Origin of the sequence: Streptomyces sp. NBC_00442, assembly GCF_036014195.1 — a bacterium.
GTDB lineage: Bacteria > Actinomycetota > Actinomycetes > Streptomycetales > Streptomycetaceae > Streptomyces.
Window position 1 is genome coordinate 5,829,397 of sequence record NZ_CP107918.1, and the last position, 17,732, is coordinate 5,847,128.

Consider the following 17,732-nt stretch of genomic DNA (forward strand, 5'->3'; position numbering starts at 1 on the left):
GGGCGGCGCCCCGTCGACATGGGGCACCTGATCATGCCGCACGAGGCATGCCCGCCGGGACGGATACCGGGCCGTCAGCGGAAGTGGACGTCGCATGTCACGAACGGCGACGGCGGCCCGGGGCTGAGGGCGTGAGCGGATGTCTGAGTACGCGTACTCAGATCGCTAGATGAGTACCCGCACGGATGGGTTCCCACCTGCGGAGAAGGGATGGTTGAGGCCACGGAAGGGGCGCGGCGCCGGTACCGCCGGCACGGGGCGGCGGAACCGGCGCGGCTCCCCTGACGTGACGGGGTACGGGGGGTACCCGGGGGACGTACGGGGGAAGCGCCGGGCCGGCGCGGTTCAGGGGGGACTGAGCCGCGCCGGCCCGGCGTGCTTCTCACGGCGGCGCCGCGTGGTGTCAGCGGCCGCCCACGCGGCCGTGGAGCAGTCGTGACAGCGCCGCGTGGACGTCGTCGAGGGAGCGCTCGCTCTGGAAGGCCTGCCAGTCGAGCGCGGCCACCAGGACCATGCCGACCAGGGCCGCGGCCGTGAGCGGGATGTCGATCTCCTCGCTCAGTTCGCCCGCCGCCACCGCGTCCCGGAGCACCCCCTCCACGACGGCCACCGCCTCCTGACGCACCACGAGCAGGGTCGACTGCCAGGCGCGGTTGGTGCGCCACAGCTCGGCGACGTACAGCTGGGTGAAGGCCGGGTAGCGGTGGATGAAGCCCAGGCCGGCCCGGATCATCGCGTCCAGGGCCTCGATCTTGGTTCCGCCCCGCTCGTCGGTCTCGTCCGCCGCCGCCTGCAAGGACGAGGTCAGCAGACCCACGCCGTGGCGCAGCAGCTCCTCGAAGAGCTCGGTCTTGCTCTTGAAGTTGTAGTAGACCGTGCCCTTGGCGACCCCGGCCCGCTCGGCGATCTCGTCCACCGTGGTGGCCGAGAAGCCCTGCTCGGCGATGAGCGTCACGGCGGCCTCGTACAGCTTCTGCCGGGTCGCCTGCCGTCTGGTGCTGCTGCTCTCCATGGCGTCGATTCTCACAGGTCTCACCGCTCTCGCCGCTCTCACAGGCTCAGTTCGGGGTGCAGCCGGTCGAGCGACCACACCTGCTTGTGCCGGGCGGACAGCGCGGTCAGCGCGAGGGCGCCCGCGGTGAACGCCGCGAGGACCGCACAGCCCTGCCACACCACGCCCAGGTCGCCGCCGGTGATCAGCCTGCGCAGGCCGTCCACGACGTAACTCATCGGCAGATAGGGGTGGATGGCGCCGAAGAAGGCCGGGCTGGTCTGCACGGGGTAGGTGCCGCCCGCCGACGTCAGCTGGAGCATCAGGACGGCGAGGACGAGGATGCGTCCGGCCGCGCCGAACTTGGCGTTCAGCCACTGCACGATCGCCGCGAAGCAACAGGTCGTCAGGACCAGATAGCCCAGTGTGCCGGCGGTGCGCTGCATTTCGAGCCCGAGCCCGAAGTGCAGCACCGACATCAGCGCGGCGACCTGGAGCACCCCGACCGCCGCGACCGGCAGCCAGCCGGCGAACGCGATCCGCCAGGCCGAGGCGCCGGCGGCGAGCGCGCGCCGGTTGAGCGGCGCGATCAGCATGTACGCCACCATCGCGCCCACCCACAGGGAGAGCGGGATGAAGTACGGGGCGAAGCCGGTGCCGTAGTTGGGCGCCTTGTGCATCGCCTGCGAGGCCAGCTTGACCGGGTCGGCCATCACCCCGGTGCGCTGGTCGCGCTGCTGCTTGTCGTAGTCCGGGATCTTGTCCACGCCCTCGTGCAGGCCGTTCGACAGCTGGACCGACCCGTCGGAGAGCTTGACGATGCCGCCGTCGAGCGCGCCCGCGCCCGTCTTCAGCTTGCCGATGCCCGTGTCGAGGTCGGTGGAGCCCGTCTTGGCGGTGCCGAGGCCCGTGTGAATGGCGGCCGCACCCTTGGCGACGTCGTGCGCGCCCTTGTTGAGCTTGTTGACGTCGGCGACCTGCTTGTCCAGGTCGCTGGAGAGGTGCGGCGCCTTCGCGGCCAGGCTCCGGGCCTTGGTCTGGAGGTCTTCGAGGCTCTTGTCGAGCTTCTTGAAGTCACCCCCCTGGTCCTTGACGAGGTTGTTGACGTCCGCGGTAAGGGTCGCGCCAGTGGCCATCGCCTTCTTGGCCTCCTTCAGCTTCGGACAGACCTGGCCCTCGGTGGACGTGTCCACACAGAGCTGCTGGTAGAGCGTGTCGAGGTCCTGGGAAGCCTTGCGGGTGCCGGCCGCGGCGGCGGGCGCGAGGTCGATGATGTGCGTGAGCTGGTCGCGTACCGGCTGGATGGAGTCCGCGAGCAGCTTCGCCGCGTCCCCCACGGTCTTGCCGTTGTCCTTGAGGTACGGACGCACCTGTCCGGCCACCCCGTTGACCTGGTCCGCGAGTTGCTGGGTGCCGTCGGCCACCTGCTGGGCGCCGCCGGCCAGGGTGCCCGCGCCGGTGTCGAGCTTGGAGATCCCGCCGGCCAGCTTGCCGCTGCCGTCCTTGGCGTCCTTGAGCCCGTCGGCCAGTTGCTTGGAGCCGTCCTTGGCCTTGCCGAGGCCGTCCTTGAGGTCGCCCGCCCCCTTGGCGGCCTTCTCGGTCTGGTCGTGGAGGTCGCCGAACGAGATGAAGATCTTGTCGAGGAAGGAGCGTGACGCCTTGCTGGAGGCGGCGGCGCGCACCTCGGAGAAGACCGAGCGGGAGATCGAGCCGACGATGTAGTTGTTGGCGTCGTTGGTGCGCACCTGGAGAGCGCCCGTCTCGGGGGAGTTCCCGGAGCTGGACGCGATCCTCTCGCTGAAGTCGGCGGGCATGGTCAGGGACAGGTAGTACGTGCCCTTCTCCAGGCCTTCGCGCGCCTCGGTGTCGCTGACCTCGTGCCATGCGAAGGTCTTGCTGTCCCGCAGCTTCGCGCTGAGGTCGTCACCGGCGTGGAGTTTCTGCCCGGCGGCCTCGGCGCCCTTGTCGTCGTTGACCAGCGCCACCGGGATCCGGTCGAGCCGGCCGTAGGGGTCCCAGAACGAGCACAGGTACAGCGCGCCGTACAGCAGCGGCAGCAGGAGCAGCGCGACCAGGGCGGCCCGTGGCATCCGCCCCCTGCCGAACCGCTTCAGCTCAAGCGCTGCCAGTCGTGGCGAACGCATCGGCCGCCCCCTCCTCGCTCGTGGCCCCGCCGTCGGCGCCGGTGTGTGTCGTCACGGTGGTGTCGGCCTCGTCGGGCGCTTCGCTGCACACGGCGAGCACGGTCGTGCCGCCGTCGGCCACGCGGCGCAGCAGCGCCCAGGCGGCGGCGCGTTCGGCGTCCGACAGCTTCATGTCGGTGTCGTCCACCGCCAGGAGCCGCGGCCGCTGGATCATCGCGAGGGCCACCGTGAGCCGCAGCGCCTCCAGGCGCTCCAGATCCCGTACGGAGGTGCGGTCCCGCTTGGGCAGGGAGGCGAGATCGAACCCTGCCGCGGCGAGCGCCTCGTCGATCAGGGCGCGGGACTCGGCCCTGCGCCGCGCGGGGGAGCGCACCAGTGCGCGGAGGGAGCCGTCGTAGCGGCGGGTGAGCATCACGCGCTCACGCAGGTGCTCGGCGACGGTGAGGGCGGGGTCGAGTTCGCTGACCCCGGGCACCTGGCCGAGCGCGCTGATCCGTCGCACGGCGGCCATCTTGCGGGGCAGCTGGTGCTCGCCCACCCGCGCCCGGCCCTCGGCGGGCTTCATGCGGCCGGTGAGGGCGAGCAGCAGGCAGGTCCGGCCGGATCCGGAGGGGCCCGTGACCGCGACGAGCGAGCCGGGGGCCGCGTCGACGCCGATGCCCCGGAAGGCCCAGCCGCGCGGCCCCTTGAGTCCGAAGCCCTCGGCGCGGATCGCCGCGCCGGTCGCTCCGGCGCCGGTCGCCGTGCCGGTCACTTTCGAGTGCGGGCTGTCCACATTCCCCCCTGCTCTCGCGTCCCCCGGACCGGATCGCCGGCCCATTTTTAAACTGACTGGTCAGTGCAAAAGATAGCCGTACCTGCTACCTCAGGCAAAGCAGCAGGTCAGAGGGCGGATTCGGGGTAATTGTCAGTGGTGCCCCTCACGATGGGCACATACGGCCACAGTGCCGTCACAGACGACAGGAGGTTCGTCATGGCCAGCTCCCACGCAGCAGCTGTACCCCGGCGCCGCGCAAGCAGCCCTGTCCCCTCACTGAACGGTGCCGCGAACGACGTCCACCCCGTCCTGCGCCGGGCCGGCGCACCGCCCGCGGCTCTCGATCTGCTCGCCCAGGCGCGCGGGGGCCTCGACGAGGCGGCAGCCCTCGACGCCCCCAACGAGCGGTACGCCACGGCCCATCTGGCCGCCCTGCGCACCGCGGCCGCCGTCCTCGCCGCCCGCGGCCGCCCCGAGACCAGCCCGCGCCGGCGGCAGCGAATCCGCAGTGCCTGGGAGGTGTTGCCGGAGATAGCGCCCGAACTGACGGAGTGGAGCGCCCTGTTCGCCTCGGGGGCGGACCGGCGTGCCCGCGCCGAAGCCGGCATCCGGGGCGCGGCCACCCGGCGGGACGCGGACGATCTGCTCCGCGACGCGGCGATGTTCCTGCGCCTGGTCGAGCGCCTGCTCGTCCTCCAGCCGGTGCTGCCCCAGCCGAGGCCCGGCGAACCGGAGGGGTCGGCGGAGCAAGGGGCGAGGGAACGGGGGGCGGGGGAACAGGGGTCGGGCTGAGGCGTGCCGACCGGGTTCGTCGTGGGTCCGTCCAGGGGCCGCAGAGGGGTCTGTCGCGGGAGCGTTCGGGGTCCCGTCCAGGGGGCCGGCGCGGGCCGGTCGTGGCGGCTCGCGGTTGATCGGGGACGGACCGGGCACGGACCGGGGAGGCAATAGGGTGGACGGGTCTTCACCCTTCCCACGCCGCGTCCGCGGCGGCACCGCGCCAAGGAGTCAACTGCCGTGTCGGACCCCATGCGCCCCCGCGCCTCCCTTCGTACCGCCGTGGTCTGGGAGGTCCTCAAGGAAGCGCTCGACCGCCGGGTCAAGGCGACCGGGCGCGAGGCCCTCGACGTCCTGGACACCGGTGGCGGCTCCGGCAACTTCGCGGTGCCGCTGGCCGCCCTCGGCCACCGCGTCACCGTCGTCGACCCCAGCCCCAACGCGCTGTTCGCGCTGGAGCGCAGGGCAGCCGAAGCCGGGGTGGCCGAGCGGGTGCAGGGCGTCCAGGGCGATGTGCTCGGCCTCTTCGACGTGGTCGAGCGCGGCGGCTACGACGCGGTGCTGTGCCACGGCGTCCTGGAGTACGTCGAGGACCCGGCGGAGGGCGTACGCAACGCGGTGGACGCGCTGCGCCCCGAAGGCGCGCTCAGCCTGCTCGCCGCGGGGCTCGGCGGCGCGGTGCTCTCGCGCGCCCTCGCCGGACACTTCACCGAGGCCCGGCACGCACTCTCCGACCCGGCCGGCCGCTGGGGCGAGGGCGACCCGGTCCCGCACCGGTTCACCGCGGAGCAGCTCATCGACCTCGTCGGGGCGGCCGGGGCCAGTGCCGGGGCGGTGCACGGCGTGCGGGTCTTCGCGGACCTGGTCCCCGGCGTCCTGGTGGACACCGAGCCCGGAGCCCTCGACGCGCTCCTCAAGCTGGAGGCCGCGGCCGCCGAGCTGCCCGCCTTCCACGCGGTCGCCACCCAGCTGCACGTACTGGGCGAGAAGCGCGGCTGACGTCGTGCCGGCCCTCCGCGGCAGGCTGATCAGCGGCGCTGTGCCGCATGGAGTACGCCCCAGGCCCCCCGATCGGCGGCTTCGCCCCGTATGATCGGGGGACACCGTCCGGCATGACGGATCGACTCTTGGGGAATTGAATCTCCACAGCCGAGCCGCCGTGGCGGCCCGGCTGGTGAATTGGCGTAGAGGGCGGGTTTCACGGGGGCGATTCCCTGCCTATCCTGAAGGGGCCGCATCCGGTCGCCCCCCGCGACCGACGAGTAGGAGGACTCCGTGCCGCTCTCGGAGCACGAGCAGCGCATGCTCGAGCAGATGGAGCGAGCGCTGTACGCCGAAGATCCCAAGTTCGCGACAGCGCTTGAGGGAAGCGGGCTGCGTACGTACACCCGGCGACGGGTCTACCAGGCGGTCGTCGGCTTTCTGGTGGGTATCGCGCTCCTCATGGCAGGAATGGTCGCGCAGCAGATCTGGATCAGTGTGGTGGGGTTCCTCGTCATGCTCGGATGTGCGGTGCTCGCGGTGACCGGCTGGCGCAAGGCGCCGCGGCCCGGTGAACAGGCCCGTGGTGGTTCTGCCGCGCCCCGGCAGGCCCGGCAGCGGCGGTCCGTCATGGACCGGATCGAGCAGCGGTGGCAGCGGCGCCGCGACGAGGGGCGCTAGCCCGCCCCGTTCCGACCTGAACCACAGGGGCGGCCACCATCTCCAGGTGGCCGCCCCTGGGCGTACCCCCGCTCGGGCACCCCGCCAAGGTCAACCTCGACAGGGGCGCGGGGAACTGCGCGCTCAGCCACGCACGGTCCGCACCCGAAGGCCTGGGTTCCCTGCGGCTCCGCCCCAGACCCCCTGTCGCGGTATCGCGCCCGAAGGGCGCTCGTCCTCCATCTCTCCCGAGGCCTCAAGGGCCAGGGGGACGACCCGCATGACGGGCTGAGGTGGCTCATGCTGGCCGGCACCGAGTAGCTGAGGGGCGCGGGGAACCGCGCGGGCTGTCCCCCCGGGTCAGGGGGACGGTTTCGGTGGGGGAGACGTGCGGTGGCGGGGTCGTAGGCGTGAGCCAAGTGCGCGGACCCGCCACGCCACCCCCTCCCTCACCCGGCCCCAGCGGCGCGCCACCGTCCAGATCACCCGGACAGCTGAGCGAGGCGCGACAATCGCTCGCAGGGTCTCCCACCGCGTCGCTGCCGCGCGCAGCCCTGCCGTCACGCGGGCCACGTCGTCCGCAAGGCCCGGCGTCGGCCGCGGGTCCGGGGCGTACAGCACCTGCTCCACCGCGCCCGCCGCCCGCTGGACCGATGCGGCGGCCGCTCCGGTGAGGCGGCCGAGGAGGATCACCCGGGTCGCCGCCTTGCGGGGCGTCAGCGACTCGTCGGGCGGGATGCCGTGGTCCCAGGCCGTGTCGGTGATCTCCTGCCAGGCGGCCAGCGTGCGGGCCACCGCGTCGGCCGGGGTGCGGCCGCCCGAGCCGAGCCGCCTGGCCCGGATCCTCCTGCGCCACAGCAGCGGCAGCAGGGGCAGCACGAGCAGCGCGGCCACGCCCAGGACCGTACCGATGAGGGCGGGGGCGGACGGGCCGCTGTCCTGCGGGCTCGTCGCGGTCGCCGCCGCGCTCGGGCCGCAGTCGCCCAGGCGCCGTGCGCTCGGCGGGCAGGAGTCGGCGGCGGAGGGCGCCGCCGAGGGCTCGGCCGAGGCGCTCCTGGCCGGCTGGGCCGGGCCGCTCGGGGTGCCGGCGGGGGTTTCCTGCCGGGTGTAGTCGGGGGCGCTGCCCCGCGTCGGCGTCGGCTCGAAGCGCGTCCAGCCCACGCCCTCGAAGTACAGCTCGGGCCAGGCGTGCGCGTCGCGCAGCCCCACCGACATCGTGCCGTCCGAGCGCGGCTCACCGGGAGTGAAGCCCACCGCGACCCGGGCGGGGATGCCCAGGGTGCGGGCCATCGCGGCCATCGAGAAGGAGAAGTGGACGCAGAACCCCTGCTTCTCCCTGAGGAAGTTGGCTATCGCCTCGGTGCCGCTGCCCGACGAGACGTGCGTGTTGTAGGTGAAGCCGCCGCTGGTGGAGAACCAGTCCTGGAGCTTGACCGCCCGCTCGTAATTGTTGGCGGCGCCGCTCGTGACCTGCCGCGCCGTTGCGCCCACCACCGACGGCAGCGAGTCCGGGACGCGGGTGTACTCCTTGACGAGGCTCGCGGGCGGCGCCGCCGCCTGGGCCAACTGGGCGGCCGTCGGGCGCACCAGAAGGCTGGAGACGGTGTACTGCGCGCCCCGGGTCGTCTGCTTGCGGTCGCCCACCAGCGTCCGGCCCACCGGCTCGTACCGCCAGTCGCCCTTGATCTTCACCTGGGTCGCGGGGAACGGCATCGGCAGCCAGCTCTGCGCGTACCAGCCGGCCGCCGAGACACTGGTCTGGACTTCGGTGGTGCCGACCGCGGCGCTCAGGCCGTCCGGCGGGGGCAGCGGATCGGGCACGTCCTTGATGTGACGCTCCGAGGACTTCCAGGAGGAGCCGTCGAACTCGTCGAGCGCGACGATCCGCAGATACATCTCCTGGGTGTCCTGCGCGTTGGTGTTGTACCGCATCACCTCGCGGTCCTCGGGCTGGTTGAGGCTGTTCTGCAGCGACACCAGCGGGTTGACCGCGGAGATGGTCCCGCCGACCCCGTCGCCGCCCTCGCCGTTCGCACCGGGGCCGAGCAGCCCGCTGTCGAGAGCGGGCAGCATCGCCGGGATCACCAGCGCGATGCCGAGCGCGAGCGCCCCGATGCGCCGTCCCGTACGGACCGGGGCCAGCGGGGCCGTGTTCTCGAACATGCCCTCCTTGACCCGGCCAGGACGCGCCGAGCCGCTGAAGACCCGCCCCCACTGCGACAGCCGGTCGCGTCCCTCGGCGAGCAGCAGCAGCAGATAGCCGGCGGCCGCGATCACGAACCAGAGCCAGCTCGCGCCGCCCGGGGAGAGCCCGGCGGCCACCGAGTACAGCGCGAGCAGCGGCAGCCCGGCCGGCGCGGCGCTGCGGAACGTCACCGCGAGCGCGTCCACCGCGAGCCCGATGAGCAGCACCCCGCCGACCATCATCAGGCGGATGCCCGGGGTCGCCGGTGCCGGTATCGCGTACTGCCCGACATCCGAAGCACCCTGCTGGAGCAGGGCGTTGAGCTGGACGAATGCGTCGGGCCCCGGCAGCACTCCGACGATCGCCTGCTGCCGCGCGAACACCAGCGTCAGCGTCAGGAGCGCCACCACCGCCTGGGCGAGCACGGTGAGCGGCCGGGCCAGCGGCACCCGCCGCGCCAGCGCTCCGACCCCGCTCACGATCGCCATCAGGAAGGCGGCCTGGACGATCCAGAGCGCCGGGTCGACCAGCGGCAGCATCGAGCACGACGCCATCACCGTGGCCGCGTAGGCGCACAGCGCCAGCCGTCCGCGCCCGCTCATGACCATCCCCCTGCCGTGCCGGCCGCGCCACCGGGCGCCGCTCCCGCGTTCGTACGTTCCCGACCCGCCAGGCGCCACAGCTCGGACAGGGCGGTGCCCGGCCGTACCGCGAGCGCCGTCCACCCGCCCTCGCGCAGCAGCCGCAGCGACTCCTCCACCGGGCCGGACTCCGGCGCGCCGTGCGTCCACTCACCGCTGTCGAGCACGAAGGCGACGGCCGCGCCGCTGCGCCGCCGCATCTTCGCCGCGATCGCCGCCTGTTCCTCGTCGAGGTCGCCGAAGAAGCCGACGAGCAGCCCTTCGTTGCCGCCGCGCAGTACGTCGTACGCGCGGGAAAGACCGCCGCCGTCGGAGTGGTCGACCACCGCGAGGGTGTCCATCATCAGCCCCGCCGCGTCCGACGAGTCCTGGCCCGAGCCGGCGAAACCGCCCGAGCCCTCGCCCGGAACCGATGTGCCGGTGTCGGTCAACAGCCGGACGGAGAAGCCCCGTTCGAGCATGTGCGTCAGGGCGGATGCCGCACCCGAGACCGCCCACTCGAAGGCCGAGTCGGGACCGGCGCCCGCGTAGGCGATGCCCCGGGTGTCGAGCAGCACGGTGCACCTGGCCCGCTGCGGCTGCTCCTCGCGGCGCACCATCAGCTCGCCGTAGCGCGCGGTGGAGCGCCAGTGCACCCGGCGCAGGTCGTCGCCGTGCCGGTAGCCGCGCGGAATGACGTCGTCCTCGCCGGCGAGCGCGAGCGAGCGGTGCCGCCCGTCGCCGTACCCGGCGGCCTCGCCGGAGAGCCGCACCGGCGGCAGCGGTTCGGTCCGCGGGATGACGGTGAGCGTGTCGTACGCGCTGAAGGCGCGGGTCAGCTCGCACATCCCGAACGGGTCGGTGAGGCGCAGCTGGAGCGGCCCCAGCGGATAGCGGCCGCGCAGGTCGGAGCGGACCCGGTAGGACACCTCGCGCTTGCCGCCGGCCTCGACGCGGTCGAGCACGAAGCGCGGGCGCGGCCCGAGCACGTACGGCACCCGGTCCTGGAGCATGAGCAGCCCGGTGGGCAGCCGGGAGATGTTGTCGATCCGCAGCTGGACGCGGGCCTCGGAGCCGGCGGGGACCCGGCCGGGGGAGAGCCGGCGGCTGCCGGCCACGCGGTAGCGCGTGCGGTAGAGCACCACCGTGCAGACCACCGGAAGCACCGCGAGCAGCAGCCCGACCCGCAGCAGGTCCTCCTGGCCGAGCACGAAGGCGCAGATCGCGGCGGCCACGCCGGCCGCGAGGAAGGAGCGGCCGCGGGTGGTCAGGCCGGAAAGGGCGGCCCACGGGCCGCCCTTGGCCTGCTCGTCGGCGGACTCGGCGGGGACCTCCCCGGCCGCCATCACAGCCGCCGGGCGCCGGGCGGCTGCCGGCCGTACAGCGGATTCCCGGCCTGCGGAACGGGCGTGTGCTGGAGGATTTCCAGGACGACCTGCTCGGCGGTGCGCCGGTTGAGCTGGGCCTGTGCGGTGGGCAGCAGCCGGTGGGCGAGGACGGCCACGGCGAGCGCCTGGACGTCGTCGGGCAGCGCGTACTCCCGGCCGCTCAGGGCGGCGGACGCCTTCGCCGCGCGCAGCAGATGGAGCGTGGCGCGCGGCGAGGCGCCGAGTCTGAGGTCCGGGTGGCTGCGCGTCGCGCCGACCAGCTGCACCGCGTACCGCCGCACCGCGTCGGCCACGTGCACGCCGCGAACCGCGTCGATCAGCTTCACGATGTCGTGGGCGTGTGCCACCGGCTGGAGGTCGTCGAGCGGGGAGACGGCGCCGTGCACGTCGAGCATCTTGAGCTCGGCCTCGGGCGTCGGATAGCCCATCGACACCCGGGCCATGAACCGGTCGCGCTGGGCCTCGGGGAGGGGATAGGTGCCCTCCATCTCCACCGGGTTCTGGGTGGCGACCACCATGAAGGGGCTGGGCAGTTCGTAGGTCTGCCCGTCGATGGTGACCTGCCGCTCCTCCATGGACTCCAGGAGCGCGGACTGCGTCTTGGGCGAGGCGCGGTTGATCTCGTCGCCGATCACGATCTGCGCGAAGATCGCACCCGGCTTGAACTCGAAGTCCCGCCGCTGCTGGTCGTAGATCGACACACCGGTGATGTCCGACGGCAGCAGGTCCGGCGTGAACTGGATGCGCCGCACCGAACAGTCGATGGACCTGGCCAGTGTCTTGGCCAGCATGGTCTTGCCCACGCCGGGCACGTCCTCGATGAGGAGATGCCCTTCCGCGAGCAGTACGGTCAGCGAAAGCCGTACGACCTCGGGCTTGCCCTCGATCACGCTTTCCACCGACTCGCGGACTCGCTCCGCTGTGGCGGTCAGATCGTTGAGGCTCGCTCGATCGTCATAGGTCGTCACCCGGCCCTCCTCGGCCCTTTCATACGGGCCGATGCACAGCAAACGGCCCGGCCCACCCCGACATACGGACACCACGGCCGAACGGTTCGGTCCGATGTCACATCCGCATTCTTGTTGCCGTTGCCGCGTCGTGTCACTCGCCTGTGGACAACCGAGGGGGATTCATGGTGAGTTGTCCCCCTATTTCCGTTCCTGGGACGCTCAGTCGGCCGGGTCGATCTCCCTCAGCAGGCCCGTCGTCACATCGAAGACGAAGCCGCGCACGTCGTCGACGTGCGGCAGGAACGGCGAGGTCCGCACCCGCCGCATCGACTGGCGTACGTCCTGGTCGGCGTCGCGGAACGACTCCACGGCCCAGGCCGGCCGCTGGCCCACCTCGGCCTCCAGGTCATGGCGGAACTCCTCGGTGAGCGACTCCATGCCGCAGCCCGTGTGGTGCACCAGCATGACGCTGGTGGTCCCGAGGGCGCGCTGGCTGATGGTGAGGGAGCGGATCACGTCGTCGGTGACCACGCCGCCCGCGTTGCGGATGGTGTGGCAGTCGCCGAGTTCGAGCCCGAGGGCGGCGTGCAGGTCGAGCCGGGCGTCCATGCAGGCCACGACGGCGACGCGGAGGACGGGGCGGGCATCCATGCCGGGGTTGCCGAAGGCGGCGGCGTACTGCCGGTTCGCCTCGACCAGCCGGTCGGTCACCGTGCCGCCGCCGCGGACGGTGAGGTGCGGGCGGGGGGCGGGAGGCTCTGCGGGTATGTGCGCAGGAGTCGACATGTATACGACGGTAGCCGCCGCAGATCTCCCGGTCGCGCCCTGCGGGCGGAAAAAGAGCGTCAACTCGGGCACCTGTGAGGTACCCCACAGGCCTCATGTGAACTCACCCGGACGAGTGAAAAAAGTGCTCGGCGGCGCGCTGGAGGGTTGATTGACCGCAAGGACGAGTGGACTAAAGTGGCGCGAAGTGGGAGGCGTGACGCACGGTCTCCCCCTACGCGCGACCTCCCTTGCGCAACTCCACGCTTCCGGGAAGCACGGCCTCCCGGACCATACGTTTACCCGCGTGCGCGGCGCACGTACGGCTCGGCCTCCTCCCGCCCTCCGGTCGGCTGACGCCCCTTCACCGGCGCCAGCGGTCCGCCACCACGGCGGAGCGGTGCGGCCCGGCCCGTATGCGCGGCGGCGCGCCGGATCCTTGAGAGGGCGGCTTTGAGCCAGCGACACGTCCCGGTGATGCTCCAGCGATGCTTGGACATGTTGGCCCCGGCCCTGACCGAGCCGGGTGCGGTCGTCGTCGACTGCACCCTCGGCCTCGGCGGCCACAGCGAGGCCCTGCTCACCCAGTTCCCCGAGGCGCGCCTGATCGCCCTCGACCGCGACAAGGAAGCCCTGCGCCTGTCCGGCGAGCGCCTCGCCCCCTTCGGGGAGCGCGCCACCCTGGTCCACGCCGTCTACGACGAACTCCCCGAGGTCCTCGAACGTCTCGGCATCCCGCGCGTCCAGGGCGTCCTGTTCGACCTCGGCGTCTCCTCGATGCAGCTCGACGAGGCCGACCGCGGCTTCGCCTACGCCCAGGACGCGCCCCTGGACATGCGCATGGACCAGTCGACCGGCATGAGCGCCGCCGAGGTGCTCAACACCTACCCGGCCGGAGAACTCGTGCGGATCCTGCGGCTGTACGGCGAGGAGAAGCAGGCCAAGCGGATCGTCTCGGCGATCGTGCGCGAGCGCGAGAAGGAGCCGTTCACCAACAGCGCCCGGCTCGTCGAACTGATCCGCGACTCGCTGCCGCAGGCCGCCAAGCGCACCGGCGGCAACCCCTCCAAGCGCACCTTCCAGGCGCTGCGCATCGAGGTCAACGGCGAACTCGCCAGCGTGGAGCGGGCGATCCCCGCCGCCGTCGGGGCCATCGCGGTCGGCGGCCGCGTCGCGGTGCTCTCCTACCAGTCGCTGGAAGACCGCATCGTCAAGCAGGTGTTCGCGGCCGGCGCCGCCAACACCGCACCACCCGGGCTGCCGGTGGTGCCCGAGCGTTACCAGCCGCGGCTCAAGCTCCTCACCCGCGGCGCCGAACTCCCCACGGAGGAGGAGGTCGCCGAGAACCGGCGCGCGGCCCCCGCCCGGCTCCGAGGGGCCCAGCGGATCAGGGAGGACGTGTGAGCAAACCGGCCAGGCAGCTGCGCGGCACGGCCGCTCGGCTCGGCAGGCTGATGCCGGCGCAGGGGCCCAACAGCGCCGCCCGCACCCCGTTCGTGCTGCTCGTCGTCGCGTTGCTCGGCGGCGGGCTCATCACCCTCCTGGTGCTGAACTCCGCCCTGAACGCGGGCTCGTTCAAGCTCAGCGAATACCGCAGACAGACCACCGAACTCACCGACGAGCAGCAGGCGCTCCAGCGGGACGTCGACGACCTGTCCGCCCCCGACGCGCTGTCCCGCCGGGCCGGCGACCTCGGCATGGTCCCCGGCGGCAACCCCGTCTTCCTCGGCCCCGACGGCACCGTCAAGGGCGTTCCCACCCCCGCGGGCGAGCCCTCGCCGGCCGAGGCGGCCGAACCGTCACCGCTGCCCGCGGCCCAGCAGAACCAGGCTCCCGCGCCCCAGCCCAAGCACCACACCCCGGCCGCCCGGCCCCACAAGCCCGCGAAGACCTCCCCGACTCCCGGCAGGTGACGCAGTGAGTGCCAAGGAACCCCCGCGCCGCCGGGTGCCCGCGCCGGCCCGGCCCCGGCCGCAGGCCCGCAGGCCCGCGCCGAAGAAGTTCAAGCGCGGTAGCCACCGGCCGCGGCTGCGCCTGGTCAGCCTCGGGCTCACCCTGGTCATGCTGGCCTTCGTCGTACGGCTGCTCCAGGTGCAGGCCGTGGACGCCAGCGCGTACGCGGCCAAGGCCGACAAGAACCGGTACGCCAGCTACACGCTGCCCGCCGAGCGCGGCCGGATCACCGACCGGGCCGGCATCGCGCTGGCCACCAGCGTCGACGCGTACGACATCACGGCCGACCCCACCTTGTTCACCCCCGAGGCGACCAAGATCCCGGACGCCGCGGAGCAGGCGGCCGCGCTGCTCGCGCCGCTGGTCGGCAAGAGCCAGGCGGAGCTCGCCAAGAAGCTCAAGACCCCCAAGACCCGCTACGTGGTGCTCGCCCGCCGACAGACCCCGCAGGTCTGGAACCAGATCAAGGACCTCAAGAAGGTCTTCACCGAGAAGGCGGCCACCGACCGCGCCAAGGGCGGCCCCGGCGCCAATGTGCTGGCCGGCGTACTCAACGAGTCCAGCACCAAGCGGGTGTATCCGAACGGCGATCTCGCCGCCGGGATACTGGGCTACGTCAACGCCGAGGGCAAGGGCGGCGGCGGCCTGGAGTCGTCCCTGAACAAGGAACTGGCCGGCACCGACGGCAAGATCTCCTACGCCCAGTCCGGCGGCCGCCGGGTGCCCACGGCCGGCACCCACGAGACGCAGGCCGTGCCCGGTTCCGACGTCGAACTCACCATCGACCGGGACATCCAGTGGATGGCGCAGAAGGCCATCGCCGACCAGGTCGCCGAGTCCCACGCCGACCGCGGGTACGTCATAGTGCAGCGGTCCGACACGGGCGAGGTCCTGGCCATGGCCAACGCGCCCGGCTTCGACCCCAACAACATCGCCCAGGCCAATGCGGCCGCCATGGGCAACGCGGCGCTCCAGGACGCCTTCGAGCCCGGATCCACCGCCAAGGTCATGTCCATGGCCGCGGTCCTGGAGGAGGGCGTCGCGACGCCGGAGACCCATGTGGTGGTGCCCAACCGGCTCCAGCGCGGCGACCGCCTGTTCAAGGACGACGTCGACCACGCCACCTGGAACCTGACGCTCAACGGTGTCCTCGCCAAGTCCAGCAACATCGGCACCATCCTCGCCGTCGAGCAGCTCGGCAAGACCGACGCCCAGGCCGACGGCGTGCTCTACTCCTACCTGCGCAAGTTCGGCATCGGCCTGCCCAGTGGACTCGGCTTCCCCGGCGAGACCCCCGGCATCCTCGCCCCGGCGAACAAGTGGTCCACTTCGCAGCAGTACACGGTCCGCTTCGGCCAGGGCCTCTCGCTCAACGCGATGCAGGCGGCCTCGGTGTACTCGACCATCGCCAACGGCGGCGTACGCGTCGAGCCGACCCTGGTGCGCGGCACCAAGGGGCCGGACGGGCGGTTCACTCCGGCGCCCGCGCCCAAACAGACCCGGGTGGTGAGCGAGAAGACCGCCAAGACCCTCGCCCAGATGCTCGAATCGGTCGTCGGCGACGCCGAGGGCACCGGAACCAAGGCCGCCATCCCCGGCTACCGCGTCGCGGGCAAGACCGGCACCGCCAACCGGGTCGACCCCAAGACCGGCACCTACAAGGGCTACACCGCGTCCTTCGCGGGCTTCGCCCCCGCCGACAACCCCAAGATCACCGTCTACTGCGCCATCCAGAACCCCACCAAGGGCAGCTACTTCGGCGGCCAGATCTGCGGCCCCATCTACAAGCAGGTCATGGAGTTCGCCCTCAAGACCCTCCAGATCCCCCCGAGCGGAGCCCAGCCGCCCAACCTGCCCGTCACCTTCGGCGGCAACGACTGAAATCCGGAACCCTCAGTGACAACCATCACCCAGGGCCCTGGGAACCAGGACGGGTCCCAGGACGACGTGCCCCCCTCTTTTGGCGACCCGGCCGGTACGCCCGGTACGCTCACCGCCGTGCCACACGCTGATCAGTACCGAACCGCCCCGAAGGACACCCCCGCGAAACAGCCGGGAGCGCCCCGACCGGAACAGGCCCGTCCGACCCCGCTCGGCACGCTGGCCGAGCGCCTGGGGACGAGCGACCCCGGACCCGGAGAGGTCACCGGCATCACGCACGACTCCCGGGCAGTGCGCCCCGGAGACCTGTACGCCGCGCTGCCGGGCGCCAACACGCACGGCGCCGACTTCGCCGCCCAGGCCGCGAGCCTCGGCGCGGTCGCCGTCCTCACCGACCCCGCGGGCCGCGAGCGGGCCGCCGCGACCGGCCTGCCGGTCCTGGTCGCCGGCGACCCGCGGGGCCGGATGGGCGAGCTGGCCGCCGAGATCTACGGCCACCCCGGCCGCGACCTGCTCCAGCTCGGCATCACCGGAACCTCCGGCAAGACCACCACCGCCTACCTCGTCGAGGGCGGCCTGCGCGGCGCCGGACACGCGACCGGCCTGATCGGCACGGTCGAGATGCGCATCGGCGACGAGCGCATCAAGTCCGAGCGCACCACCCCCGAAGCCACCGATCTCCAGGCGCTGTTCGCGGTCATGCGCGAGCGCGGCGTCGACTCGGTGGCCATGGAGGTCTCCAGCCACGCCCTGGTGCTGGGCCGGGTCGACGGCTGCGTCTTCGACGTGGCCGTCTTCAACAACCTCAGCCCGGAGCACATGGAGTTCCACTCCGGCATGGAGGACTACTTCCAGGCCAAGGCGCAGCTGTTCACGCCGCAGCGCGCCAGGCGCGGCGTGGTGAACTTCGACGACGAGTACGGCCGGCGCCTCGTGAAGGAGGCCGGCATCGAGATCACCACCTTCTCCGCCGAGGGCCACCCCGACGCCGACTGGCGGGCCGAGGACGTGGCGATCCGCCAGGACAGCAGCACCTTCACCGTGGTCGCCCCGGGCGGCGAGCGGATCTCCGCCACCGCCCCGCTGCCCGGCCCCTTCAACGTGGCGAACACCCTCGCCGCGATCGTCACGCTCGCCATCGCGGGCGTCGACCCGCAGACCGCCGCCGACGGAGTGGCCGCCGTACCCGGCGTGCCCGGACGTCTGGAGCGGGTCGACGCGGGCCAGCCCTACCTCGCCGTCGTCGACTACGCCCACAAGACCGACGCCGTCGAATCGGTCCTGCGCTCGCTGCGCAAGGTCACCGAGGGCAAACTGCACATCGTGCTCGGCTGCGGCGGCGACCGCGACAAGACCAAGCGGGCCCCGATGGGCGCCGCCGCGGTCCGCCTCGCCGACACCGCCGTACTGACCTCGGACAACCCCCGCTCCGAGGACCCCCTCGGGATCCTCGCCGCGATGCTGGCGGGCGCCGCCGAGGTGCCGGCCCACGAGCGCGGCGAGGTCCAGGTCTTCGAGGACCGTGCCGCCGCCATCGCGTCGGCCGTCGCCCTCGCCGAACCGGGCGACACCGTGCTCGTCGCGGGCAAGGGCCATGAACAGGGCCAGGACATCCACGGAGTGGTACGCCCCTTCGACGACCGCCTGGTGCTCCGCGCCGCCATCCAGAAGAGTCAGGGATGA

14 protein-coding genes are annotated in these 17,732 nt (G+C 72.5%); 7 read left to right on the forward strand and 7 right to left on the reverse strand.

Translation table 11 applies throughout. The annotated features are described in order from the left end of the window. Window positions 1-403 precede the first annotated feature (403 nt). From OG432_RS26125 to OG432_RS26135, 3 genes are read right to left on the reverse strand one after another with little or no spacing between them, the layout of a single operon-like run. The gene (locus OG432_RS26125) at window positions 404-1,012 is read right to left on the reverse strand and encodes a TetR/AcrR family transcriptional regulator (RefSeq protein ID WP_328313407.1); all 609 of its coding nucleotides are present in this window, start codon (window positions 1,010-1,012) and stop codon (window positions 404-406) included. A 38-nt stretch (window positions 1,013-1,050) separates the two neighbouring features. After that, the gene (locus OG432_RS26130) at window positions 1,051-3,135 is read right to left on the reverse strand and encodes a YhgE/Pip domain-containing protein (protein WP_328313408.1); all 2,085 of its coding nucleotides are present in this window, start codon (window positions 3,133-3,135) and stop codon (window positions 1,051-1,053) included. Then, window positions 3,107-3,910, reverse strand: a complete 804-nt coding sequence (locus OG432_RS26135) for an ATP-binding cassette domain-containing protein (protein WP_328313409.1) — start codon at window positions 3,908-3,910, stop codon at window positions 3,107-3,109. Before OG432_RS26135 ends, OG432_RS26130 begins: the two co-directional genes overlap by 29 nt. 198 nt (window positions 3,911-4,108) lie before the next feature. On the opposite strand from OG432_RS26135, the gene OG432_RS26140 reads away from it, so the two are divergent. The 3 genes from OG432_RS26140 to OG432_RS26150 all read left to right on the forward strand — a co-directional run bounded on the left by OG432_RS26140 (window position 4,109) and on the right by OG432_RS26150 (window position 6,328). Then, complete coding sequence (locus tag OG432_RS26140; protein ID WP_328313410.1) at window positions 4,109-4,684, forward strand: SAV_6107 family HEPN domain-containing protein; 576 nt, start codon at window positions 4,109-4,111, stop codon at window positions 4,682-4,684. Window positions 4,685-4,906: 222 nt separating this feature from the next. Continuing rightward, window positions 4,907-5,665 (forward strand): class I SAM-dependent methyltransferase, encoded by a 759-nt coding sequence (locus OG432_RS26145; RefSeq protein ID WP_328313411.1) that lies wholly within the window; start codon window positions 4,907-4,909, stop codon window positions 5,663-5,665. A 276-nt stretch (window positions 5,666-5,941) separates the two neighbouring features. Beyond that, a complete protein-coding gene (locus OG432_RS26150) occupies window positions 5,942-6,328 on the forward strand; it encodes a DUF3040 domain-containing protein (RefSeq protein WP_328313412.1) in 387 nt (128 codons plus the stop codon). Window positions 6,329-6,667: 339 nt separating this feature from the next. Here OG432_RS26150 and OG432_RS26155 read toward each other — a convergent pair whose 3' ends face one another. The 4 genes from OG432_RS26155 to OG432_RS26170 form a co-directional block, all read right to left on the reverse strand. Next, the gene (locus tag OG432_RS26155) at window positions 6,668-9,094 is read right to left on the reverse strand and encodes a transglutaminaseTgpA domain-containing protein (protein WP_328313413.1); all 2,427 of its coding nucleotides are present in this window, start codon (window positions 9,092-9,094) and stop codon (window positions 6,668-6,670) included. Then, complete coding sequence (locus tag OG432_RS26160) at window positions 9,091-10,458, reverse strand: DUF58 domain-containing protein (RefSeq protein WP_328313414.1); 1,368 nt, start codon at window positions 10,456-10,458, stop codon at window positions 9,091-9,093. The genes OG432_RS26155 and OG432_RS26160 overlap by 4 nt, the downstream gene beginning before the upstream one ends. Next, window positions 10,458-11,468 (reverse strand): AAA family ATPase, encoded by a 1,011-nt coding sequence (locus tag OG432_RS26165; RefSeq protein WP_328313415.1) that lies wholly within the window; start codon window positions 11,466-11,468, stop codon window positions 10,458-10,460. The genes OG432_RS26160 and OG432_RS26165 overlap by 1 nt, the downstream gene beginning before the upstream one ends. 201 nt (window positions 11,469-11,669) lie before the next feature. Continuing rightward, window positions 11,670-12,236 (reverse strand): beta-class carbonic anhydrase, encoded by a 567-nt coding sequence (locus OG432_RS26170; protein WP_328313416.1) that lies wholly within the window; start codon window positions 12,234-12,236, stop codon window positions 11,670-11,672. A gap of 477 nt (window positions 12,237-12,713) precedes the next feature. Between OG432_RS26170 and rsmH the strand changes: the two genes are divergently transcribed. The 4 genes from rsmH to OG432_RS26190 are packed head-to-tail and all read left to right on the forward strand — an operon-like array spanning window position 12,714 to window position 17,732. Continuing rightward, complete coding sequence (rsmH, locus tag OG432_RS26175) at window positions 12,714-13,619, forward strand: 16S rRNA (cytosine(1402)-N(4))-methyltransferase RsmH (RefSeq protein WP_443058458.1); 906 nt, start codon at window positions 12,714-12,716, stop codon at window positions 13,617-13,619. Next, window positions 13,616-14,128: a septum formation initiator gene (locus tag OG432_RS26180; protein ID WP_443058459.1), complete on the forward strand. Its 513-nt coding sequence runs from the start codon at window positions 13,616-13,618 to the stop codon at window positions 14,126-14,128. Before rsmH ends, OG432_RS26180 begins: the two co-directional genes overlap by 4 nt. Before the next feature lie 4 nt (window positions 14,129-14,132). After that, the gene (locus OG432_RS26185) at window positions 14,133-16,049 is read left to right on the forward strand and encodes a peptidoglycan D,D-transpeptidase FtsI family protein (RefSeq protein ID WP_328313418.1); all 1,917 of its coding nucleotides are present in this window, start codon (window positions 14,133-14,135) and stop codon (window positions 16,047-16,049) included. A gap of 15 nt (window positions 16,050-16,064) precedes the next feature. Then, window positions 16,065-17,732, forward strand: a complete 1,668-nt coding sequence (locus tag OG432_RS26190) for a UDP-N-acetylmuramoyl-L-alanyl-D-glutamate--2,6-diaminopimelate ligase (RefSeq protein ID WP_328313419.1) — start codon at window positions 16,065-16,067, stop codon at window positions 17,730-17,732.

Coding starts and splice junctions, on each gene's coding strand:
- OG432_RS26160 (WP_328313414.1), bottom strand. CDS start 10,458: ATGGCGGCCGGGGAGGTCCCCGCCGAGTCCGCCGACGAGCAGGCCAAG.
- OG432_RS26155 (WP_328313413.1), bottom strand. CDS start 9,094: ATGAGCGGGCGCGGACGGCTGGCGCTGTGCGCCTACGCGGCCACGGTG.
- OG432_RS26125 (WP_328313407.1), bottom strand. CDS start 1,012: ATGGAGAGCAGCAGCACCAGACGGCAGGCGACCCGGCAGAAGCTGTAC.
- OG432_RS26140 (WP_328313410.1), top strand. CDS start 4,109: ATGGCCAGCTCCCACGCAGCAGCTGTACCCCGGCGCCGCGCAAGCAGC.
- OG432_RS26170 (WP_328313416.1), bottom strand. CDS start 12,236: ATGTCGACTCCTGCGCACATACCCGCAGAGCCTCCCGCCCCCCGCCCG.
- rsmH (WP_443058458.1), top strand. CDS start 12,714: ATGTTGGCCCCGGCCCTGACCGAGCCGGGTGCGGTCGTCGTCGACTGC.
- OG432_RS26130 (WP_328313408.1), bottom strand. CDS start 3,135: ATGCGTTCGCCACGACTGGCAGCGCTTGAGCTGAAGCGGTTCGGCAGG.